This is a genomic window from Rhizobium sp. NXC24 (assembly GCF_002944315.1).
In the GTDB taxonomy this organism is placed as follows: domain Bacteria; phylum Pseudomonadota; class Alphaproteobacteria; order Rhizobiales; family Rhizobiaceae; genus Rhizobium.
Genome location: NZ_CP024311.1, coordinates 1101329 through 1119898 on the forward strand (window position 1 = coordinate 1101329; position 18570 = coordinate 1119898).

The following is an 18570-nucleotide window of genomic DNA, read 5'->3' on the forward strand; positions in this document are numbered from 1 at the left end:
TCAGCAGGTTGCAAATTGTCCCATGGCCGCCAATTCCATTCCATCGCTGTTACCGAACGGGCCTGGCCATCGGTTCGTGCTCTATGGCGATTCTTGTTCCGGAGTTCCAGGCGCGCTGCACGAAGAGACCTTCGTCGCCGTCAACGCCGTCCTGCGCCGGCTTGATCCGCCGCCGGAATTCATCCTGTTTCCGGGCGACGAGATCATTGGCCTGACCGCCGATCCGGAAGCCTTGAGGGCGCAATGGCGGCATTGGTTCGAGCATGAAATGGGCTGGCTCGACCGACGGAAAACGCCGCTTTGGCACACGACCGGCAATCACACCACCTATGATGAAATGAGCGAGCAGGTCTTTCGCGAGGTCCTGCAGCTTCCACAAAACGGTCCGCCAGGCCAGGAAGGCCTGTCTTACTGGGTGCGCCGCGGCGATCTCCTCCTTGTTTTCGTCCATACGCTGTGGACCGGTCTCGGTGGCGAGGGTCATGTCGAGACAGAGTGGCTGGAGGCAACGCTGAAACAGCATGGAGATGCACGCCATAAGATCGTCCTCGGCCATCACCCGGTTTTCCCCATCAACGGTTTTTCCGGATCCTATCAGCGCGAGGTCGGCCCGGATTACACCAAGCGATTTTGGGATATTCTGGTGGAAGCGGACGTTCTGGCCTATGTCTGCAGCCATATCCTCGCCTTCGACGTCCAGGTTCACCGCGGCGTCCTGCAGCTTTGCACCTCCGGCGCAGGCACTGCGCATAGAATGCCGGAGGGCGTGGAATATCTTCATTGCATCCAGGCGGCACTCGATGCGGACGGTCTTCGCTATCAGGTGCTGGATACGGACGGCATCGTTCGCGAACGATTGCAATGGCCTTTCAAGCCGGCCGATCCCGAGAGCTGGCAAACCCTGTCACCCGGGATGCATCGAGCCAGCTTTACCGGCTCGATGAACAATGATCGCATCATCGAATTGCGGATAAGGGGCCGCATGCCGAAGGCGGCACATCCGCCAGCCCAAACACTCTTCTCTGCCTTCAACGCCGATGCCATCGCGCCGTTCTGGCTCGGCTTGCGTGGTCCGAGGCAAACGCTGACCTTGATTCTTGGTCGCGATCCCGGCCGCAGCCCGCATTACTGGTTCGGGCCTGATCTCGCAGCCGGTCAGTCCTTCGATGTCGATATCGCTCTGCATGCCGGCATGGGGCCAGGCGGCATGCTTTATCGCATGCATGGCGATGACAGATGGACTTCATTCGACGGAGCTTCCGCCACCGGCCTTGAACGCTTGGTCTGGCCGGCGCAATGGAGCGTTGGCCATGGTCAGCGCGGCACTGAAGACCGCGCCTTCATGGGCGAGGGGTTGGAGGTAGCGTTTGCAGTGGGATAGGCGCTGCGCGGCCTTCCCCTTTACGCCTCAATCGTCTCCAATCCGATGCCAGACGCGGCCGTCGCGTCCGATGAGTTCGTCTGCGCAGGCCGGTCCCATGCTGCCTGGCGCGTAAGGATCGGGTTTGCTGCCGTCGGCCCAGAGATCAAGGAAAGGCTGCACGGCCGCCCAGCCGGCTTCGATGCTGTCGGCACGCTGGAACAGAGTCTGGTCGCCGACGAAGAGTTCGTAGAGCAGCGATTCATAGCCCGTCTGATGACCGATGTCGAAGTGGTCGGCATAACGGAAGTCGAGCTCGATCGGCGAGGTCTTTAGGACCAGCCCCGGCGATTTGATGGAGATTCCCATCTGCAGCCCTTCGTTCGGCTGCACCTGAATGATCAGCTTGTTCGGTGGCAGGTCCGGTCGCGCGGCCGCGCGGGGAAATTGCGCGAAAGGTACTTGCCGGAAGGTGATGACGACTTCAGTGTCACGGGCCCTCAAGGCCTTGCCCGTGCGCAGATAGAAGGGCACGCCTGCCCAGCGCCAGGTGTCGACGAAAAGTTTCAGCGCCACGTAGGTTTCGGTATTGCTGTCTGGCGCGATATCCGGCGTCTCTGTGTAGGCCGGCAGATCTTTGCCGTCGAGTGGTCCGGCGGTGTAGGCGCCGCGCACGGCGTTTTTCGCCGCTTCGTCTCGCGAATAGTGGCGCAGCGCCTTTAGCACCTTACCCTTTTCGTTTCGGACGGATTCTGCGTCGAAGCTGTTCGGCGGTTCCATGGCCACCATGGCAAGAAGCTGGAACAGATGGTTCGGCACCATATCGCGCAAAGCGCCTGTCGCGTCGTAGAACTTGCCGCGCGTACCGACGTCCACCAATTCCGCGGCAGTGATCTGCACATGGTCGACGTAGTTGTTGTTCCACAGGGCTTCGATCATCATGTTGGCAAAGCGCGTCGTCATGATGTTCTGCACCGTTTCCTTGCCGAGGAAATGGTCGATGCGATAGATTTGGCTCTCGTCCGCGCTGTGCAGAAGCGTCGCGTTCAACATCTGCGCCGAAGCGAGGTCATGACCGAACGGCTTCTCGATGGCGATGCGCCGGAAGACGCCGGCGGTTTCGTCAAGAAGCCCATGCTCGGCTAAGCGGCTGGTGATGTCGCCGAAAAAGCGCGGCTGCACGGCAAAATAGAAAGCGGCATTGGCGCTCGGCGCATGCTGCAGCCGATCGGTGATTTCCTGATAGATTGCGCCCTGCGTGAAGTCTCCGGAAATATATGAGATGCGCGTCTTCAACCTCTGCCAGGCGTCGCTCTGCTGCGCTTGCTCCATTCCGTTTGTGGCGAGGAAGGTGTCAAGACGCTCGACCAGGAACTCGTCGCCACCAGGTTCGATGCTGACGCCGAGCACACGCAGATCGTCGCCCAACATGCCGGCCTTAGTCATGTTGATCAGCGTCGGCATCAGCAACCGGCGCGTCAGGTCGCCGGTTGCACCGAAGATGACGAGCGTCAGCGGCGGAGCGGGGGGAACGGTAAAGCCGGTCACGAACGCACCTCCGTCGGGAATAGGGAGATCAGGTTTCTGGACGACATGAATCTTCTCCTTCAGCCGGTTGTGCTGATGCTTGGGCGAGGATGTTCTAACCCAAGATCGAGAAAACCGGAATCGCTTTTCGAAAGGGTTGCGCTCCGAGGCACGTCGCCACAGTATAAATGCTACATGGCGCCCTACTTCTTTACCGCCACCATAAACAGCCGCGGAAACCGCAGCAGGACTTTGCCGTCCACCAATGGCGGATAGGCCTTTTCGATGCGCGCGAGATAGTCGGCCGCAAAAGCATCGCGATGCTCAGGCGCGGCATGATCGAGATAGGGGCGCAGGCCCGTGCCCTTGACCCATTCGACGATGGCGGCGGCATTTTCCAGCGGATGATTGTAGTTGGTGTGCCAGAGGTCGATGCGGGCGGACTTGCCGATCAGCCGGTTGTAATAGGCCGAGGGCGAGGGAAGGGGATTGCGACGCACGCTCTTTCTGGCAAAGGCCTCACTCCAGGGGCCGTCTTTTCCTGTCTCCTCCATCATCAAATGGCTGAGTTCGGTCAGATTGTCTGGCATCTGGATGGCGAGCACGCCGCCTGGCCTCAACCCGTCCATCAGCCGTTCGAAAATGTCGATGTGATCAGGCAGCCATTGGAAAACGGCGTTGGCAAAAAGCAGATCGACAGGTTCTTCCGGCTGCCAAGTGGCAAGATCGGCCCTGAGAAACTCCGTGCCGGGCATGCGCTTGCGGGCCGCCTCCAGCATGTTCTCGTCGCTGTCGAGCCCGGAAACGCCGGCGGCACCGTAGCGTTCGACGATCAGCTCCGTCGAGTTGCCAGGCCCGCAGCCGAGATCGATAGCGCGATCTACGCGCTCCAACGGCACCTGCGCGAGTAGGTCACGCGCCGGGCGCGTGCGTTCATCCTCGAACTTCACATATTGGCCGGCAGACCATGCCATGACTTATCCTCTTCATCAGCTTGTATGCCCGATACGAGTGGACCCGGACCTTGTCGATATTGGGCCTGTGGAGTTTGATCATTTCATGGGCGAGATCGCCAGGGGTGAAATTTCGACCCTCGTGCGGCAAATGGCCCAGGAGATCGCTGATCGGGGATAGGTGCCGAGAGCTATTGTGCGACGCCTTCTATTTTCCCTTCACCGCCAGGATGCGCTTTGCCACCTCATCCAGCGCTGCCGTATTGCGGGCGATGAGTTGTTGCGCGACGTTCGTCAGCGCGTCGATGTTGCCGTCAGAGGCATCATCCAGTTCGTCGTTGGCGCCGACGAGCGCGCCGTCGATGCGAAAATAGGCAAGCTTGCCCACATTGGCCGGTGTGACCTGCGTCGACCCGTCAACCATCTTCGTCTTGGCAGGGTTGAGCAGCGAATTGGCCTCGTAGGAGGCTGTCGATACCTGGCCTTGCATCAGGATTGAAATCAGCGGCGTACCGTTGGCGGGGTTGATCCAGCCGAGTGCGCCCCAGCTTTTTGCCTGTTGATAGGGAATAGGACGGTTCTGCTGGCCGGTGCCGAGCGACAGAACCACGACAGAGTTGCCGCCTTTCTCCCAGCCCATCTTACGGGCTTCGACATAGGCGGCGAGGATAGGATCGTTGGCGAAGACGCCGCCGTCGATCAAGGGGACGGAGCGGTTCGGATCATCGACGGGTTTGGCGAAATTTTCGATCAGCGCCGGCTCGAAATAGCTCGGCGCGGCGGAGGTGGCGCGGCAAGCCTCCCAATAGCGGAAATGGCTGTTTTCATCGTCGGAATTGGACATGATCAGCGCCTGGCGTGCCTTGATGTCGTAAGCCGTGATCAGCACCTTGGTCAGCCCGGCGGCAATCTCGGCGGTTCCCAGCCGGACCTGCAGCTTCGCTTCCAATGGCGCTGCATCGTAACGCTCCTCCGCCAGTCCGCCGAGATTGATGATTTTCGACACCAGTGTCGTGCCGAAAATATCCTGCCCCTCTTTGGCATAGAGCTTGACGAGATCATCCGGCGTGCAGGCGGCATCGCCGTTGCCGGAAGGGTGCGGGCAGGTGAGCCCGGCTGCGATGATCCCGCCGGTCGACGTGCCGGCGATCAGATCGAAGGCTTTGTACATCGGCAAGCCGTTCAGCCGCTTCGCGAGTTCGGCCACGATGAGCGCCGGAATGAGCCCGCGAATACCGCCGCCGTCGATGGATAGGATGAACCGCATTGTCATGGAATTCCCCTCCTATATCTGCCCGTCGGCAAAGATAGCAGCGGCATTGCATCGATCAATGAAAGCGGAGCGTTCTCGCCTACCTCTTGTGGAGGGGAGAGAATGCCTAAAAACGTGTAATCACGCTGATGCCCGTACCTTCCGCCTTGTCCAGCGCCATCAGCGCCGGCACGGCCTCTTCCAGGCTGATTTTGCGGCCGATCAGCTTTTGTGGGGCGATCTTGCCAGCGGCGAGCATGTCCAGCATGGCGTCGTAACGCCAGGCCTGCATGCCGTGGCTGCCGTAGATTTCCAGCTCATGGCCGATCACCTGCGCCATCGGGATTTGCGGCGCCGCATGTTCGCCCAGCATCAGGCCGACCTGCACATGCCGGCCGCGGCGGCGGAGATTCTTGATGGAATTGAAGCAGGTGACGGGATGGCCGAGCGCATCGATAGACACATGCGCGCCGCCCTTGGTGATCTCCCGCACAGCCTCCGTGACATCGGCCACACCAGCCGCATTGATCGTCGCTACCGCGCCGCATTCGCGGGCGAAAGCCAGCTTCTCGTCGGAAATATCGATGGCAATGGCATTCGCGCCGAGCGCGCTTGCGATCATGATGGCGGACAGGCCGACGCCGCCGCAGCCATGCACCGCGATCCATTCGCCCGGACGCGTCCTGGCTTGGTCGGCGACGGCGCGGAAAGACGTGGCGAAACGGCAGCCGAGGCTCGCCGCCGTCGCGTCGTCGATCGTCTCCGGTAGGTGGACGAGATTGGTGTCGGCATAATCAATCGCCGCATATTCGGCGAAGGACCCCCAATGGGTGAAGCCGGGCTGGAATTGGTTTGGGCAGACCTGCTGATTGCCGGAATGGCATTCGGCGCAATGGCCGCAGCCGGAAACGAAGGGCACGGTGACGCGGTCGCCGACCTTGAAGCGAACGACGCCCCGACCGGTCGCTACCACCTTGCCGGCAAGTTCATGGCCGGGCACATGCGGCAGCTTGATATCGGGATCATGGCCCATCCAGCCATGCCAATCGCTGCGGCAAAGCCCCGTGGCGCCGATGGCGATCACGACGCCGTCCTCGCTGGGCGTGGGGTCGGGAAGGGTACGAATATCGGGTGTGGCCTCGAAGGCCTCGTAATACATCGCTTTCATGGGACTCTCACGCATTCTGCCGCAGTTGGTATCGTCCATCATTTTTCCTGATTCATCCATTCGTCAAGCTATTGTTTCGGCGCATGAAAATTGCGCGGGGAATGCGGCTTCCGGCGCTTTGTTGCGAATGGATTTCAAGCGGAAGTTTCCGCTTGACCCCCAGGTTGTGCGGGTTTTTCCTTCTTGCCGCTTTCAGGAGGAAATCATCATGGCCGTCGATACATCCCCCCGCACCACAACCTGGACCTATGTCGATGGAGAATGGCTCACCGGTAACCCGCCGCTGATCGGCCCGACATCGCACGCCATGTGGCTGGGCTCGACCGTGTTCGACGGCGCCCGCTGGTTCGACGGTATCGCGCCCGATCTCGACCTCCACTGCCAGCGCGTCAACCGCTCCGCGCTCGCCATGGGCCTGAAGCCGCTCAAGTCCGCTGAGGAAATCGAAGCGCTCGCCTGGGAAGGCGTGGAGAAGTTCGACGGCAAGACGCCGATCTACATCAAGCCGATGTATTGGGGTGAACACGGCTCGGCGGGAAGTGTCGTCGCCGTCGATGCAGAATCGACCTGTTTCGCGCTTTGCCTGTTCGAAGCGCCGCTGGGCGGCCATGGCGGCGTGACGTTGACTGTCTCGCCCTTCCGCCGCCCGTCGCCGGAAACCGCCATGACCGACGCCAAGGCCGGCTCGCTTTATCCGAACAGCGGCCGCATGATCGTGGAAGCGAAGAAGCGCGGCTTCGACAATGCGCTGGTGCGCGACATGAACGGTAATGTCGTCGAGACTGCCTCGTCCAACGTTTTCATGGTGAAGGACGGCATCATCTACACGCCGGTCGCCAACCGCACCTTCCTCGCTGGCATCACCCGCGCCCGTGTCATGGGCCTGTTGCGCCAGGCAGGGTTTGACGTGCGGGAGGAGACGCTCTCGGTTGAGCAATTCATGGCAGCCGACGAGATCTTTACCACCGGCAACTATTCCAAGGTGGTTTCGGTCAACCGTCTCGACGACCGCGAATTCCAGCAGGGTCCGATCGCCCGCAAGGCGCTGGAACTTTACATGGACTGGGCTTACGGGCGCAGCGCCAGCGAAGAGTGAAACCCTTCTCTTAGATAGGGAAGGGTAATGTGCCGCGCGAAACGTTGGAAGCGCTCGCGCGCTCCGGAGTCGATTTCATCTGCGGTCGGACATAGTTAAATTGGGCGGTGTGAAGATAGCATTTGTGGTAAAATGAGGTGGGCCGGCAAAGCTATTGAGGAGGCCGCCATGAAAATATCTCTTCCCCCTTCTGTCTATCTCTTCGACTATTACAGGCTGTTTTTGCAGCTCTGTGTTATCGCCGCCACCGGGTTCGTCATCTATTCAATGTTGTTCGGGTTCACTTGGTGACGTCAGGAGCGATTGAAGCCGCCGGTTCCTACGGGACCGTCGGGGACGCTTTGTTTCAGAGGAGGTCGGCGATGAGTCTGAGCTTTCCGAACCGCAGCCGCAGTTATGATGCCTCGGCGCGTCGTATCCGGTTTAGCGGATACGACGGCATGTTTGAGGTTCCGTTTCTCGTCGAAGCGGATGTCTTTCCGGACGCCAATACCGAAGCAGGTTACCTTGCCGCCTTCGACGCCGAACGCGACGCGATCCAGAAGGTCGCCAAAAGGGCCTATGGCTATGGTAGCCGACGCCTATACATCCTGACCGCGAATGATTTCCGCTAACGAATTTCTTTCGGCTCTTTCTTCGGGCTGACCCACCAGCAATAGATCGCGCCGATCGCCAGCAGCACGCAGGTGCCGAGAAACACGGCGCGCATGCCGATATGGCCGCCGACGAAGCCGCCCAAAACAGGGCCGACCACCTGACCGACATACTGCGAGGAGATCGAGAGGCCAAGAATGCTGCCGGCCGCCGCGTCCGGAACATTGTGGCGGATGACGGCGGTGATGCAAGGCAGCAGCCCGCCAAGCGCGATGCCCATCAGAAAGCGCAGCGCAATCAATTGCCAGGCTGAGGTCACGAAAGCCTGCGGGATCAACAGCAGTGCCGCGACCGCGAGAGCTGCCATGATCACAGTCCAATGGCCGATGCGATCTGCAAGCTTGCCGAGCCATGAGGCGGACAGGATACTGCCAAGTGCGGCCGCAGCCATGACCACGCCCGAAATCATCGTGACGTGAGCGCCCTCGACGAACTGGGCGACATAGACGGTAATGATCGGCTCGATCGACATATTGGCGAGCATCAGCAGCAGGCCGATCGACAACATGGCGATGGCTGGCCGTTTGTCTGATATGGAAGCCCAGCCGCCACTTGCCTTCGCTGCCTTCTTTCGCGCTGGCGATTTCTCTTCCCGGATCAGGAAGGTGGTCGCGAGAAAGGTGAAAAAGATCACGCCGCCCGCCAGCAGGAAGGTGCCGCGAATGCCGATGATGGGTGGCAGGGCGCCGCCGATCAGCGGTCCGACCAGATTGCCGGCCATGATCCCGGAAGACAATACGCCGAGCGCCCAGGCCGAGCGATTTTTCGGCGTCTGGGTCGCCACCAGCACCATCGATCCGGAGGCGTAGCCGCCAGCCAACCCGGTAAACAGGCGCAGCGCCACCAACTGCCAGACGCTGCCCGCCATTCCCATCAGAGAGATCGCCACCGTCATGCCGAGGCTCGCGCGCACCAACATCAGCTTGCGGCCATAGATATCGCCGAGCCGACCCCAGAGAGGCGCGACGAAGGCGGCGGCAAAGAAGGTGGCGCCATAGGCGATGCCGGACCATTGCACGATCGCCGCCTTGTCGGTGACGCCAAGCTCCTCGACATAGAGCGGCAGGAAGGGAAGCAGCAGTGTCATCGCCACGATGGTGGTAAAGGAGCCGATGAGGCAGATGATCAGATTCCGCATCCAATAAGCGGTTTCCGGCTCGGCCGGCGCGGCCGCTTCCCATCGTGTCTCAGCAGTCATTTCTTGGCCTTTGCATTCAACGCATAAAATAATTCCCGGCGGCCGGCCGCGAGGATATGCCCGGCAAGCAGGTCGCCGCGGCTGAAGAGATCGGAACGACCGAGCCGGTACTTCCCCGCAAGGCGGAGCAATTTTTCCAATATTTGACGAGCCTCCGACATGGCGACGGCTTCCTGTTGATGTCGATTATGACGATAGTCTGGACCACGCCGCTGGCTATGCCAAGTCCGCAAAGCGCCTTGTCGGTTCTGTCATCTCATGATATAAAACTGATTGCATTTTGCAATCGGATTGCTGGCGACCAACTCGATATCCGAAACGGCCGCCAGAGAGAGGAGATGCGCCATGAGCACTCTTGATAATGCCCGTTGCGACACGGTGCGGCGGCTCTATGCCGCCTATGTCGCCCAACATCCCGATGTCGTCCGCCCGATGCTGACAAGCGATTTTACCTTTTCCAGCCCGCGCGACGATCACATCGACCGCGACCAATATTTTAAACATTGCTGGCCGAAGGAGAAGGTCTTCCGCGCCATTCATATCGAACATCTCGTGCCGGACCGCGACGAGGTGATCGTCGGTTATCGCGCCGAAAAGATGGACGGAGGCAGCTTTCGCAATGTGGAGATGATCCGCTTTACCGGCGACAGGATCGCAGAGGTGAACGTCTACTTTGGACGCGATGTCTAGGAAATAGCGGGCCAGCTCAAAAAGCCGGCCCTTCACTCAGCTTACGCTCTCGCCCGAGATAGCGCATGACCGCGATGGATCGTCCAGGCTTGCAGGAGGCTGCCGGCGGCAAACAGGATCAGCCAGATGAGCAAAGCCATCTGCACTGGCGGCGAATCCGGACCGTTGCCGATCGGATGCGACGGCGGCAGCCGGGAGAGTGTTTCGTTGATGCCGGGAACCCAGAGCAGGAAATAGGTGAAGGACAGGCCGAACGCCTTCAGATAAGCTCGCAGCCGACCGAGAAAGCTCACTCTTCCCACCAAAATTGCTACTGATGCCACCAGCAGAGCCATGATGCCGAGCGCGTGCCCCGGATTGAACCCGCCTGTGGATGAGAGTCCGAAGGAGGTCACCACCGACAGCGCCAATCCACCGAGATAGATCTGTCCCGACCGCATCTCAGGCTTGATGCCGCCATGCCTGGCAAAGCTGTAGAGCCCTGCAACGATCGGTACGAAGCTGATGACGGTATGAAGTTCGCCGAGCAAGGAAAGAGGAGCGGACATGGTAGATTTCCTTTTTGTATATCGACTAGTAGGTAGTTTTTAGAGGCAAGCTACGGACGCTTTTATAAGCTTCGCCCTCAGATGACCGAATGCTTAACCTACTAGTTGGTAGGCTGTCAATGGCTGTTCACCCGATGTTGAACCGCAAGTTCGGACGCTGTCATGTTTAGCTTACGGCAATTCCCGTCATAGCCGCCTCCAGTGCTACGGTCGGACCGGTCATAGGCCGCGCATATTCGTTACCCAACAGTGCCGCCGCACCGGTCATAGATGCCTGCGCGAAGACCACCGTCTTCGCCCCTTCACGATAGGCCGCGGCCGCTGCATCGGCGATCCCTGTCAGATAAGCGTCCTGTTCACCGGCCCGGAATAGCGCCCATGCGCCCTTGATCAGGCGGAGATCAATCTCAGCGCCTGTCGTTCTCGCTGCCTCTTCGAAGAGGCGGGTGGTTGGAGCGATGGTCGTCTCGGTGGTGCAGAGGACCGCGACTTTGCCGCCGGATTTCACCGCATTTTCCGCGAGCGCGCCATCGGCTCTGACAATGGGCACCGTCGACGTGTTTGCCGCTAGCAGTGCCGCAGGGCCGAGGGTAGAGCAGTTGAGCACGACGGCATCAGCGTCCTGTGCAAGCTGCTGCAGGACCGCAGCCGTTTCCGCCTCGATCTCCGGCGTCAGTCCGCCCGCCCGTTCGGCGGCAAAGAGAAGATCGGCGCGAACATGGTGTCGAAGAGCGCCGGCCGGTAGGCCAAGTTCCTTTGCCGCCTCGTCGTAGATGGCGATGTTGCTTTCGGCGGTGTGCAGGCAGGCGATGAGCATGGGCAATCTTTGAAAATCGAGTGATATGACGGGAAATCCTAACGGCTCCGCTTGCGCTTCACCATGGCTTGATTTGATCGCTTTTTTCGCCATCGGCGTTGCCATGCCAGGAGCGGCAAAAATAGCAGCGCAAACAAGGGTAAATTTTCCTCGACCTCATGATTTTTTGGCATGTCGCCGGTTGCCCTTCACACCGTCCCCTCCTATGTTCCCGATCACCTGCCGACGCAATTTTTTGCCAAGAGGAGATAAGACCATGGCTTTCGAATTGCCTGAACTTCCCTATGATTACGAAGCGCTTTCCCCCTTCATGTCGCGTGAAACCCTCGAGTTTCACCACGACAAACACCACAAGGCCTATGTCGACAATGGCAACAAGCTGGCGGCTGAAGCGGGTCTTTCCGATCTCTCTCTCGAAGAGGTCGTGAAGAAGTCCTTCGGCACCAATGCCGGTCTCTTCAACAATGCTGCCCAGCACTACAACCACATCCATTTCTGGAAGTGGATGAAGAAGGGCGGCGGCGGCAACAAGCTTCCGGGCAAGCTCGAAGCAGCCTTCGCTTCCGATCTCGGTGGCTACGACAAGTTCAAGGCCGATTTCGCCGCTGCCGGCGCCACCCAGTTCGGCTCCGGCTGGGCCTGGGTTTCCGTCAAGAACGGCAAGCTCGAAATCTCCAAGACCCCGAACGGCGAAAACCCGCTCGTTCATGGCGCCACGCCGATCCTCGGCGTCGACGTATGGGAACACTCCTACTACATCGACTACCGCAATCTGCGTCCGAAATACCTCGAGGCCTTCATCGATAGCCTGATCAACTGGGACTACGTCCTGGAACGCTACGAAGCCGCCACGAAATAAGCTTTGCCGTCTCGGCTTGCTTTCACACCCGGCGCTGCATAGCGTCGGGTGTTTTCGTATCTGCCGCTGACAAGCGTCTCGTTACTGTCGGCTACTTTCTCAGCGAGGCCGCATGCCGTCTCCCACCGCTCCACTCTTTCGTTTCGGTGTCGTTGCCGATCCGCAATATGCCGCCTTAGAGCCCAACCTTGCACTTGATCGCTACCCGGCGAAGAGCCTCGCCAAGCTGAAAGAGGCGATTGCGGAATTCAACCGGCACGATCTCGCCTTCGTCGTCACTCTCGGTGATATCATCGACGGCCGCTGGGAGAGTTTCGACGCGGTTTTGCCCGTCTACCAGACCTTGCGGCACGCGCGGCATTTTCTGCTCGGCAATCATGACTTTGCCGTCGCGCCGGAGCATTTGACGGAAGTCGCAGCCCGTGTCGGCATGCCGTCTGCCTATTATGACTTCGCTCACGGCGGTTATCGTTTTATCGTGCTTGATGGCAATGAAATCAGCCTTTTCGCCTCGCCGGAGGGCGATCCACGCCGGGCGGAGGCTAAGGGCCTGATGAAGGCATTGCATGAGGCCGGCGCGCCGAATTCGCAGCGCTGGAATGCCGCCATCAGCGATACACAACATGCCTGGCTCGCCGCCAAACTACTCAAGGCGAAAGCCGCAGGCGAGAAGGTGGTCATCATGAACCACTACCCGATTTTCCCGGAAAATTCGCATAACGCGCTCGACAGCGACCGTATGCTGGCGCTGCTCGCCGAACATGATCATGTCGTCGCCTACCTCAGCGGCCATAATCATGAAGGCAATTTCGGCTTTGTCGACGGCACCTATTTCATCAATTTCAAAGGCATGGTCGATACCGAGGACAGTAGTGCCTATGCGGTCGTCTCGGTTTACGAGGACCGGCTGGAAATTGAAGGATTCGGACGTGAGGAGAACAGGGTGTTGGCACTGTAGGGCGCCTAAATGACCTTCGGCACCTTTGAACCTGTAGGGAACGATCCGCACCGATAGAAGTTTAGGAACCGAAGCTGCTTTGAGGCGGGCCGATGTTTCCGACATTGCAAATTCTGACAATCTTAGTCGTCGCAGTCGCCATGGCGCTGGCATTGGCGCATTTGTTGGAACTGCCGGGCAAGATGCGGCTGTCCAAGGAAGACTATCTGACGGTTCAGCGCATTTATTATCCCGGCTTTACGATCGGCGGTGTTACCGAGCCGATCGGCGCTCTTTTGCTTCTGCTTCTCCTGTTCCTGACGCCAGCCAACACGTTGGCCTTCTGGTTGTTCGCTGCCGCCTTTGCCGCGATGGTCGTCATGCACGCCGTCTTTTGGTTGCTGACGCAGCCGGTCAACAATTTCTGGCTCAAGGATGCCGAGCTGAAAGGGCTGGGGGCCGGTTTCTTCTCCCACGATCCATTTGGCGGCCATCGGCTCGAAACGACCACCAAACCGGACTGGACCATGCTGCGCGACCGCTGGGAATGGTCGCATGCCGCGCGCGCTGCCTTGGGATTGCTCGCTTTTATTCTGTTGGTGACCGCGGTTGCCCTCTAGCGCCTGTCCCTATTCCGCTGCCATCCGCATCTCCGCCGTAGCATATGCGATAATGAAGGGCGCCGTCGCCAGCGCATCGAAGTTTCTGGCGGCATGGTCGTCTAAGACCCGACCGCACCTCAGCATCTCTGAACACCTCAGCCGGCTGCGGCTGAGGTGTTGATCTGCCACCCATTCACCCAGGTCTGTCGCAATCCATCGCCTTCGCCCTTAAACCACAGTCCGGTCGCCTCGCAGCCTTCGATCCGGTCGCTGCGGAAATTGCGGATGGCCTGGCGCAGCTCGCACCAGGCGACGATATTGGCGGTTTCGGAATAATAGATGAGGGCGATGGGACGGATGGTGCGCTCGGTGGCGCGGCCCAATTCGTCGCGGTAGGAGAGATCGAGTTTCTCCTCGTCGCGAATGGCGCGGCGCACCAGCGCGAGGTCGATGGCAGCGGCCGAGGGGGCAGCAAAGCCCCAGGCATGCAACGCATTGGCATCGAGTGTCTGACGCAGCGGCGGCGGCACCGCGCCTGCGATCTTGGCGCTGACGCGCTTGGCCGCGAGCTTGAGCTCATTGTCTCCGGTGCGCTCCAAGAGCGCCAGCGACAGCACGATCGCCTCCATCTCCTCGATCGAAAACATCAGCGGCGGCAGGTCGAAGCCGGGGCGCAAGATATAGCCGATGCCGCGCCCGCCCTCGATTGGAACGCGCATAGCCTGCAGCGCCACGATATCGCGATAGACGGAGCGCACCGTCACCTCCAGCCGCTCGGCAATGACAGCCGCCGTCACCGGCTTTTTCGCCAGCCGCAGGATCTGGATGATCTCGAACAGGCGCGACGCCTTGCGCATTTCACCCTCGCGATTGAAGGCTCCTGACAACACCCTGTCAGTTGGGTTGATCTATAAAACTTCCTATTAGCTTGAAAATCAACAGGTTCCTCTGCGGCGCACTCGCAGGAAACAATGGGCAACTGACATGGATTACAGTGAAAATCTCTGGCTCTTCTTTCTCCTCCTCTTCGGCATCATCATCGTGCCGGGCATGGATATGCTCTTCGTACTCGCCAATGCGCTGACCGGCGGCCGCAACAGAGGATTGGCCGCCACCGGCGGCATCATGCTCGGCGGCGTAGTGCATTCGCTGAACGGCGCGCTTGGCGTCGGCCTACTGATGCATTTCGTACCGATCCTCTTCAATCCGCTGCTCGTTGCCGGCGCCGCCTACATGGCCTTTATCGGCATCACGTTGATGCGCAGCTCGATCACGGTCGGCCACGACGGACCAGCCGGCAGCCGCTCCACCTGGCGGGCCTTTCGTCAGGGAGCGGTGACCTGCATGATGAATCCCAAGGCCTACCTCTTCGTGTTCGCCGTCTATCCGCAGTTTCTGAAACCGGATTACGGCCCGATCTGGGTACAAGCGACCATCATGGGGCTGATGACCATTGTCACGCAGTTTGCCGTCTATGGCGGGCTCGCGGTCACTGCCGGACGCAGCCGTGATCTGCTGGTCGCCAATCCCCAGGCGACCGCCTTTGCCGGCCGCGTCGCCGGCCTGCTCCTTTTCGCAGTTTCCGTCTTCACCGTCTGGGAGGGATGGAGGGCGACGTGATTTCCGGCGCGAAATCTGGTATATGTCTGAAATATGACGCTGATTTTGCTCAGCTCTCACCACTTTGTGACTTCATTGCCGGCGCGGAAACCGGCAAACATGTGGGCCGTGACAACGCGCCGGCCGCATTTGCGGTCCTGATCACGTAGGAGAGATGTATGAAATGGAAAGCAATTGTGGCTGCGACGGTTTTAGCCGGCGTCGCCTTTGGTTCCGTCGTTGCGGCCGATGGCACGCATGATTCCCGTATAGCCGTGATGAAGAAGGTCGGCGGTGCTGCCGGCGCTCTCGGCGCCATCGCCAAGGGCGACAAGCCCTACGACGCCGAGGTCGTCAAGGCCGCGCTGATGACGATCGCCGAGAACGCCAAGGCTTTCCCTGACCATTTTGGCCCGAACAGCGACAAGACCGATGCCGAGGTCAATCCGAAGATCTGGGATAACTTCAGTGACTTCAAGGCCAAGGCTAACAAGCTCTCCAGCAACGCCGAGACCGCGCTTGCCCAGCTCCCGGCCGATCAGGCTGGCGTCGGTGCCACGCTGAAGACCTTGGGCGGCGATTGCGGCGCCTGTCATCAGGCCTACCGCATCAAGAAGGACTGAGCGGTAGGTCGGCATAGCCCGAAATCAATTCAAGCATCCGCATCGGCTTTGCTGCCGATGCGGATTTTAGTATTTTTCGGTGCACGCTGAATGCGGGGGAGTGCGAGGCATGGTTGCGCGATTTGTCCGGTGGCTGCTCTGTCTGATCGGCGTTGTCATCTTCGGCTTCGGCGCTTTCTATGTCGTCACCGCGCCGTCGCCCTTGCCGGCCAGCCATTGGGCGAATTTGGGCGATCCCGATATCAAGAATGGCGAACAGGTGTTCTGGGCAGGCGGCTGTACGAGCTGTCATGCCGCGCCGGGTGCGCAGGGCGATGCCAAACTGGTTCTGTCGGGTGGGCTGGCGCTGAAGAGTCCCTTCGGCACGTTTCATGTCCCCAATATCTCACCGGATGAAAAGGCCGGCCTTGGCAGTTGGACGCTTGCGGAGTTCGGCAACGCCATGAAGCGCGGCGTCGGGAAAAACGGCGAACATCTCTATCCGGCTTTCCCCTACGGCTCCTATACGCGTATGAGCGACAAGGACATCAACGACCTCTGGGGTTTCTTGAAGACACTACCGAAGAGCAACAACGTCGCGCCGCCGCATGAACTGCCGTTCGCCTTCAACATCAGGCTGGCGCTTGGTGGCTGGAAGTTCCTCTATTTCAACGATCAGCCCCGCGTTGTCATCGCCAATGCCGACGACAAGATCAAGCGCGGCCAATATCTGGTAGAAGGCTCCGGCCATTGTGGCGAGTGCCACACACCGCGCGATGGGCTTGGCGGCTTTCTGAGGGACCAGTGGCTCGCCGGCGCCCCGAACCCGGAAGGCAAGGGCCGCATCCCCGACATCACCCCCGGTTCGAAATCCATGGGCGGCTGGAGCGCCGGCGATATCGCCAACTACCTGGAGACCGGCTTCACCCCCGATTTCGATAGTGTCGGCGGCTCGATGGCCGAAGTCCAGCAAAACATCGCCCGCCTGCCGGCCTCGGACCGCGAGGCGATCGCCGCCTATCTGAAGGCGGTGCCGGCGCGGTGAGACTTGCCGTCCGAACTGAAGAGACGGGAGAGTAGTGTAGACGCTGCCAATCAGCCCGCATCTGCAAACGCGTTCAATTCCTTTGCTGGTGAGGTAAGTGCCAGTTCGACGTCACGGCGGTCAACCGTGATAAGTTCTATTTCCGTGATCTGTATTGAAGTGGCAATCCTGTTGGCCTGCATCATGATCACCCGCTCGAACAGATTTCTAGCTTCGCGACCGTTTGCGAATGAAGCAGGCTTTGAATTGCTGCGAGCCTGAAATGCCTCAAGTATCAGCGCTTTAGCATCGGCGCTGATTTCGTAGTGATCTTTTCGGGCCGCGCGCAGAAATATTTCGAGCATTTCCTCGGCAGTATAGTCGGAAAACTCGATAACTCTTGGAAACCGTGATCTGAGACCCGGATTTGCATCCAAAAACTCGGCCATCTTGTCGGTGTATCCCGCGACAATCACAACAAGATCATCGCGTCTGTCCTCCATCAATTTTAAGATCGTCTCGATAGCTTCCTGCCCATAATCATTTTCGGAGCGACTCTTAAGGGCATAGGCTTCATCAATGAACAGAATCCCACCCGTCGCGTTATCGACAACGTTGCGCGCTCTCGCTGCGGTTTGGCCAACAAAACCGGCAACGAGCCCGGACCGGTCAACTTCGACTAGATGACCCTTGGATACCAGCCCAAGATGCCGATAGATTTGCGAAATCAAGCGTGCAACGGTTGTTTTCCCGGTTCCTGGATTGCCGGTGAATACCAAGTGGAACATGACATTTGGCACTGGCAGATTTTTCTCCCGGCGAAGCGATATTATCTTTGCCAGATTGACGAGGCTTTCGATTTCGAGCTTGACGTTTTGGAGGCCTACGAGGGCATTTAGCTCTTGCAGGCATCCTTCCAAATTGTCCGCAGCGCTGGTTCCAATCGATTTATTCGCGGTGCCGTTTGCGGACACATTTGAAGCCGCGTGGGTATTAACGTCGGGCTTTGCCTCTAAAGCGGCTCTCTTGGCTTTTAGTTCGGCATCCAAGTCTTGAGCGACATTCCGAAGCGGCCCAGTAAGCTTGGAAAGCTCATCGAGCTCTTGCTGTTTTATCGCGTTGTCTGCAAGGAAAAGCGCGTATGCCATCTTTTCCACCGTCGGAATGACGAGATCGTTGGCTGCAATATAATCGCCGGTTTGGCTAAGCTGCCAATTTGCAGCGATCTGCATCATGCAGGTGAAGATCGAAATGGCCGAGTTATGTAGAAAATCTCGGCTTTTCGCGTTATATAAGAGGTTGTTGTGGTGTGTACTTGAATAAGTTTCGCCAAGAATTGTATTAATTATTGCCGTTTCGGCGTCGCTTATAGTGTATTTTTCCGCAGAGCAAATTAATAGCAAAAATGCGAGTGCAGAAAGCTGCATTGACTTATCGAAGTCTTGCAAGTTGGTATCTTGCGCCAGTGCCGGTGTCTCAAGCCTAAACTGGTTAATTGTGCGGGTAAGTTCGTTCCAAGCCGCTAACGCATCCATTGCAGAGTTCATGATGTTCAGATGACCATGTGAGATGATGTGCAAATACAGGTTTGAAATTACTTTTATAGCAGTGTGGTAGTTGTAAATTTGAGCATTGGACGTGCTGCGTCAATAGCTTACCCCTGATATTGCAATTTTTATCTGAT

21 protein-coding genes are annotated in these 18570 nt (G+C 58.9%); 12 read left to right on the plus strand and 9 right to left on the minus strand.

From position 1 onward, the window contains the following. Nucleotides 1-22 precede the first annotated feature (22 nt). Nucleotides 23-1381, plus strand: a complete 1359-nt coding sequence (locus NXC24_RS05495) for a metallophosphoesterase (RefSeq protein ID WP_104822388.1) — start codon at nucleotides 23-25, stop codon at nucleotides 1379-1381. 27 nt (nucleotides 1382-1408) lie between these two features. Here the strand turns inward: NXC24_RS05495 and zwf are convergent, their stop codons facing one another. From zwf to NXC24_RS05515, 4 genes are all read right to left on the minus strand, one after another. Next, nucleotides 1409-2908, minus strand: a complete 1500-nt coding sequence (zwf, locus tag NXC24_RS05500) for a glucose-6-phosphate dehydrogenase (RefSeq protein ID WP_104822389.1) — start codon at nucleotides 2906-2908, stop codon at nucleotides 1409-1411. A 182-nt stretch (nucleotides 2909-3090) separates the two neighbouring features. After that, nucleotides 3091-3861: a trans-aconitate 2-methyltransferase gene (tam, locus tag NXC24_RS05505; RefSeq protein ID WP_104822390.1), complete on the minus strand. Its 771-nt coding sequence runs from the start codon at nucleotides 3859-3861 to the stop codon at nucleotides 3091-3093. Nucleotides 3862-4048: 187 nt separating this feature from the next. After that, nucleotides 4049-5113, minus strand: coding sequence for a patatin-like phospholipase family protein (locus NXC24_RS05510; protein ID WP_104822391.1), 1065 nt, complete (start codon nucleotides 5111-5113; stop codon nucleotides 4049-4051). A 106-nt stretch (nucleotides 5114-5219) separates the two neighbouring features. Further along, entirely contained in the window at nucleotides 5220-6260 is a 1041-nt protein-coding gene (locus tag NXC24_RS05515; protein WP_104825022.1) for a zinc-dependent alcohol dehydrogenase family protein, read from the minus strand. Nucleotides 6261-6468: 208 nt separating this feature from the next. Between NXC24_RS05515 and NXC24_RS05520 the strand changes: the two genes are divergently transcribed. The 3 genes from NXC24_RS05520 to NXC24_RS05525 all read left to right on the plus strand — a co-directional run bounded on the left by NXC24_RS05520 (nucleotide 6469) and on the right by NXC24_RS05525 (nucleotide 7970). Beyond that, complete coding sequence (locus tag NXC24_RS05520) at nucleotides 6469-7356, plus strand: branched-chain amino acid aminotransferase (RefSeq protein ID WP_104825023.1); 888 nt, start codon at nucleotides 6469-6471, stop codon at nucleotides 7354-7356. Nucleotides 7357-7524: 168 nt separating this feature from the next. After that, nucleotides 7525-7647 carry a hypothetical protein gene (locus NXC24_RS36160; protein ID WP_260303411.1) on the plus strand — a complete coding sequence of 41 codons (123 nt, stop codon included), beginning with the start codon at nucleotides 7525-7527 and terminating at the stop codon, nucleotides 7645-7647. Between the two features lie 71 nt (nucleotides 7648-7718). Beyond that, nucleotides 7719-7970, plus strand: a complete 252-nt coding sequence (locus tag NXC24_RS05525) for a DUF1488 domain-containing protein (protein WP_104822392.1) — start codon at nucleotides 7719-7721, stop codon at nucleotides 7968-7970. On the opposite strand, the gene NXC24_RS05530 is transcribed toward NXC24_RS05525, so the two are convergent. Further along, complete coding sequence (locus NXC24_RS05530; RefSeq protein ID WP_104822393.1) at nucleotides 7967-9208, minus strand: MFS transporter; 1242 nt, start codon at nucleotides 9206-9208, stop codon at nucleotides 7967-7969. The genes NXC24_RS05525 and NXC24_RS05530 overlap by 4 nt on opposite strands. Before the next feature lie 56 nt (nucleotides 9209-9264). Between NXC24_RS05530 and NXC24_RS35030 the strand changes: the two genes are divergently transcribed. Together NXC24_RS35030 and NXC24_RS05540 are read left to right on the plus strand one after the other, a co-directional pair. Continuing rightward, nucleotides 9265-9567, plus strand: coding sequence for a hypothetical protein (locus NXC24_RS35030; protein ID WP_158704426.1), 303 nt, complete (start codon nucleotides 9265-9267; stop codon nucleotides 9565-9567). Next, a complete protein-coding gene (locus NXC24_RS05540; RefSeq protein WP_104822394.1) occupies nucleotides 9554-9898 on the plus strand; it encodes a nuclear transport factor 2 family protein in 345 nt (114 codons plus the stop codon). The genes NXC24_RS35030 and NXC24_RS05540 overlap by 14 nt, the downstream gene beginning before the upstream one ends. A gap of 41 nt (nucleotides 9899-9939) precedes the next feature. Here NXC24_RS05540 and NXC24_RS05545 read toward each other — a convergent pair whose 3' ends face one another. Together NXC24_RS05545 and NXC24_RS05550 are read right to left on the minus strand one after the other, a co-directional pair. Next, complete coding sequence (locus tag NXC24_RS05545; protein ID WP_104822395.1) at nucleotides 9940-10446, minus strand: hypothetical protein; 507 nt, start codon at nucleotides 10444-10446, stop codon at nucleotides 9940-9942. Between the two features lie 166 nt (nucleotides 10447-10612). Further along, nucleotides 10613-11263 carry an aspartate/glutamate racemase family protein gene (locus tag NXC24_RS05550; protein ID WP_104825024.1) on the minus strand — a complete coding sequence of 217 codons (651 nt, stop codon included), beginning with the start codon at nucleotides 11261-11263 and terminating at the stop codon, nucleotides 10613-10615. Between the two features lie 256 nt (nucleotides 11264-11519). On the opposite strand from NXC24_RS05550, the gene NXC24_RS05555 reads away from it, so the two are divergent. The 3 genes from NXC24_RS05555 (at nucleotide 11520) to NXC24_RS05565 (ending at nucleotide 13679) form a co-directional block, all read left to right on the plus strand. Further along, nucleotides 11520-12122, plus strand: a complete 603-nt coding sequence (locus NXC24_RS05555; protein ID WP_104822396.1) for a superoxide dismutase — start codon at nucleotides 11520-11522, stop codon at nucleotides 12120-12122. A gap of 112 nt (nucleotides 12123-12234) precedes the next feature. Continuing rightward, the gene (locus NXC24_RS05560; RefSeq protein WP_104822397.1) at nucleotides 12235-13080 is read left to right on the plus strand and encodes a metallophosphoesterase; all 846 of its coding nucleotides are present in this window, start codon (nucleotides 12235-12237) and stop codon (nucleotides 13078-13080) included. 92 nt (nucleotides 13081-13172) lie between these two features. Then, nucleotides 13173-13679: an anthrone oxygenase family protein gene (locus tag NXC24_RS05565; RefSeq protein ID WP_104822398.1), complete on the plus strand. Its 507-nt coding sequence runs from the start codon at nucleotides 13173-13175 to the stop codon at nucleotides 13677-13679. A 137-nt stretch (nucleotides 13680-13816) separates the two neighbouring features. Here the strand turns inward: NXC24_RS05565 and NXC24_RS05570 are convergent, their stop codons facing one another. Beyond that, entirely contained in the window at nucleotides 13817-14518 is a 702-nt protein-coding gene (locus NXC24_RS05570) for a YafY family protein (protein WP_104822399.1), read from the minus strand. 127 nt (nucleotides 14519-14645) lie between these two features. Here NXC24_RS05570 and NXC24_RS05575 point away from each other — a divergent pair, with 127 nt between their 5' ends. The 3 genes from NXC24_RS05575 to NXC24_RS05585 all read left to right on the plus strand — a co-directional run bounded on the left by NXC24_RS05575 (nucleotide 14646) and on the right by NXC24_RS05585 (nucleotide 16907). Continuing rightward, complete coding sequence (locus tag NXC24_RS05575) at nucleotides 14646-15281, plus strand: LysE family translocator (RefSeq protein ID WP_104822400.1); 636 nt, start codon at nucleotides 14646-14648, stop codon at nucleotides 15279-15281. A gap of 158 nt (nucleotides 15282-15439) precedes the next feature. After that, entirely contained in the window at nucleotides 15440-15883 is a 444-nt protein-coding gene (locus tag NXC24_RS05580; RefSeq protein ID WP_104822401.1) for a cytochrome c, read from the plus strand. Between the two features lie 109 nt (nucleotides 15884-15992). Beyond that, nucleotides 15993-16907 carry a cytochrome c gene (locus NXC24_RS05585; RefSeq protein WP_104822402.1) on the plus strand — a complete coding sequence of 305 codons (915 nt, stop codon included), beginning with the start codon at nucleotides 15993-15995 and terminating at the stop codon, nucleotides 16905-16907. A gap of 50 nt (nucleotides 16908-16957) precedes the next feature. Here NXC24_RS05585 and NXC24_RS05590 read toward each other — a convergent pair whose 3' ends face one another. After that, on the minus strand, nucleotides 16958-18421 hold the full coding sequence (locus NXC24_RS05590; RefSeq protein WP_158704427.1) for an AAA family ATPase: 1464 nt from the start codon (nucleotides 18419-18421) through the stop codon (nucleotides 16958-16960). Between the last annotated feature and the right edge of the window lie 149 nt (nucleotides 18422-18570).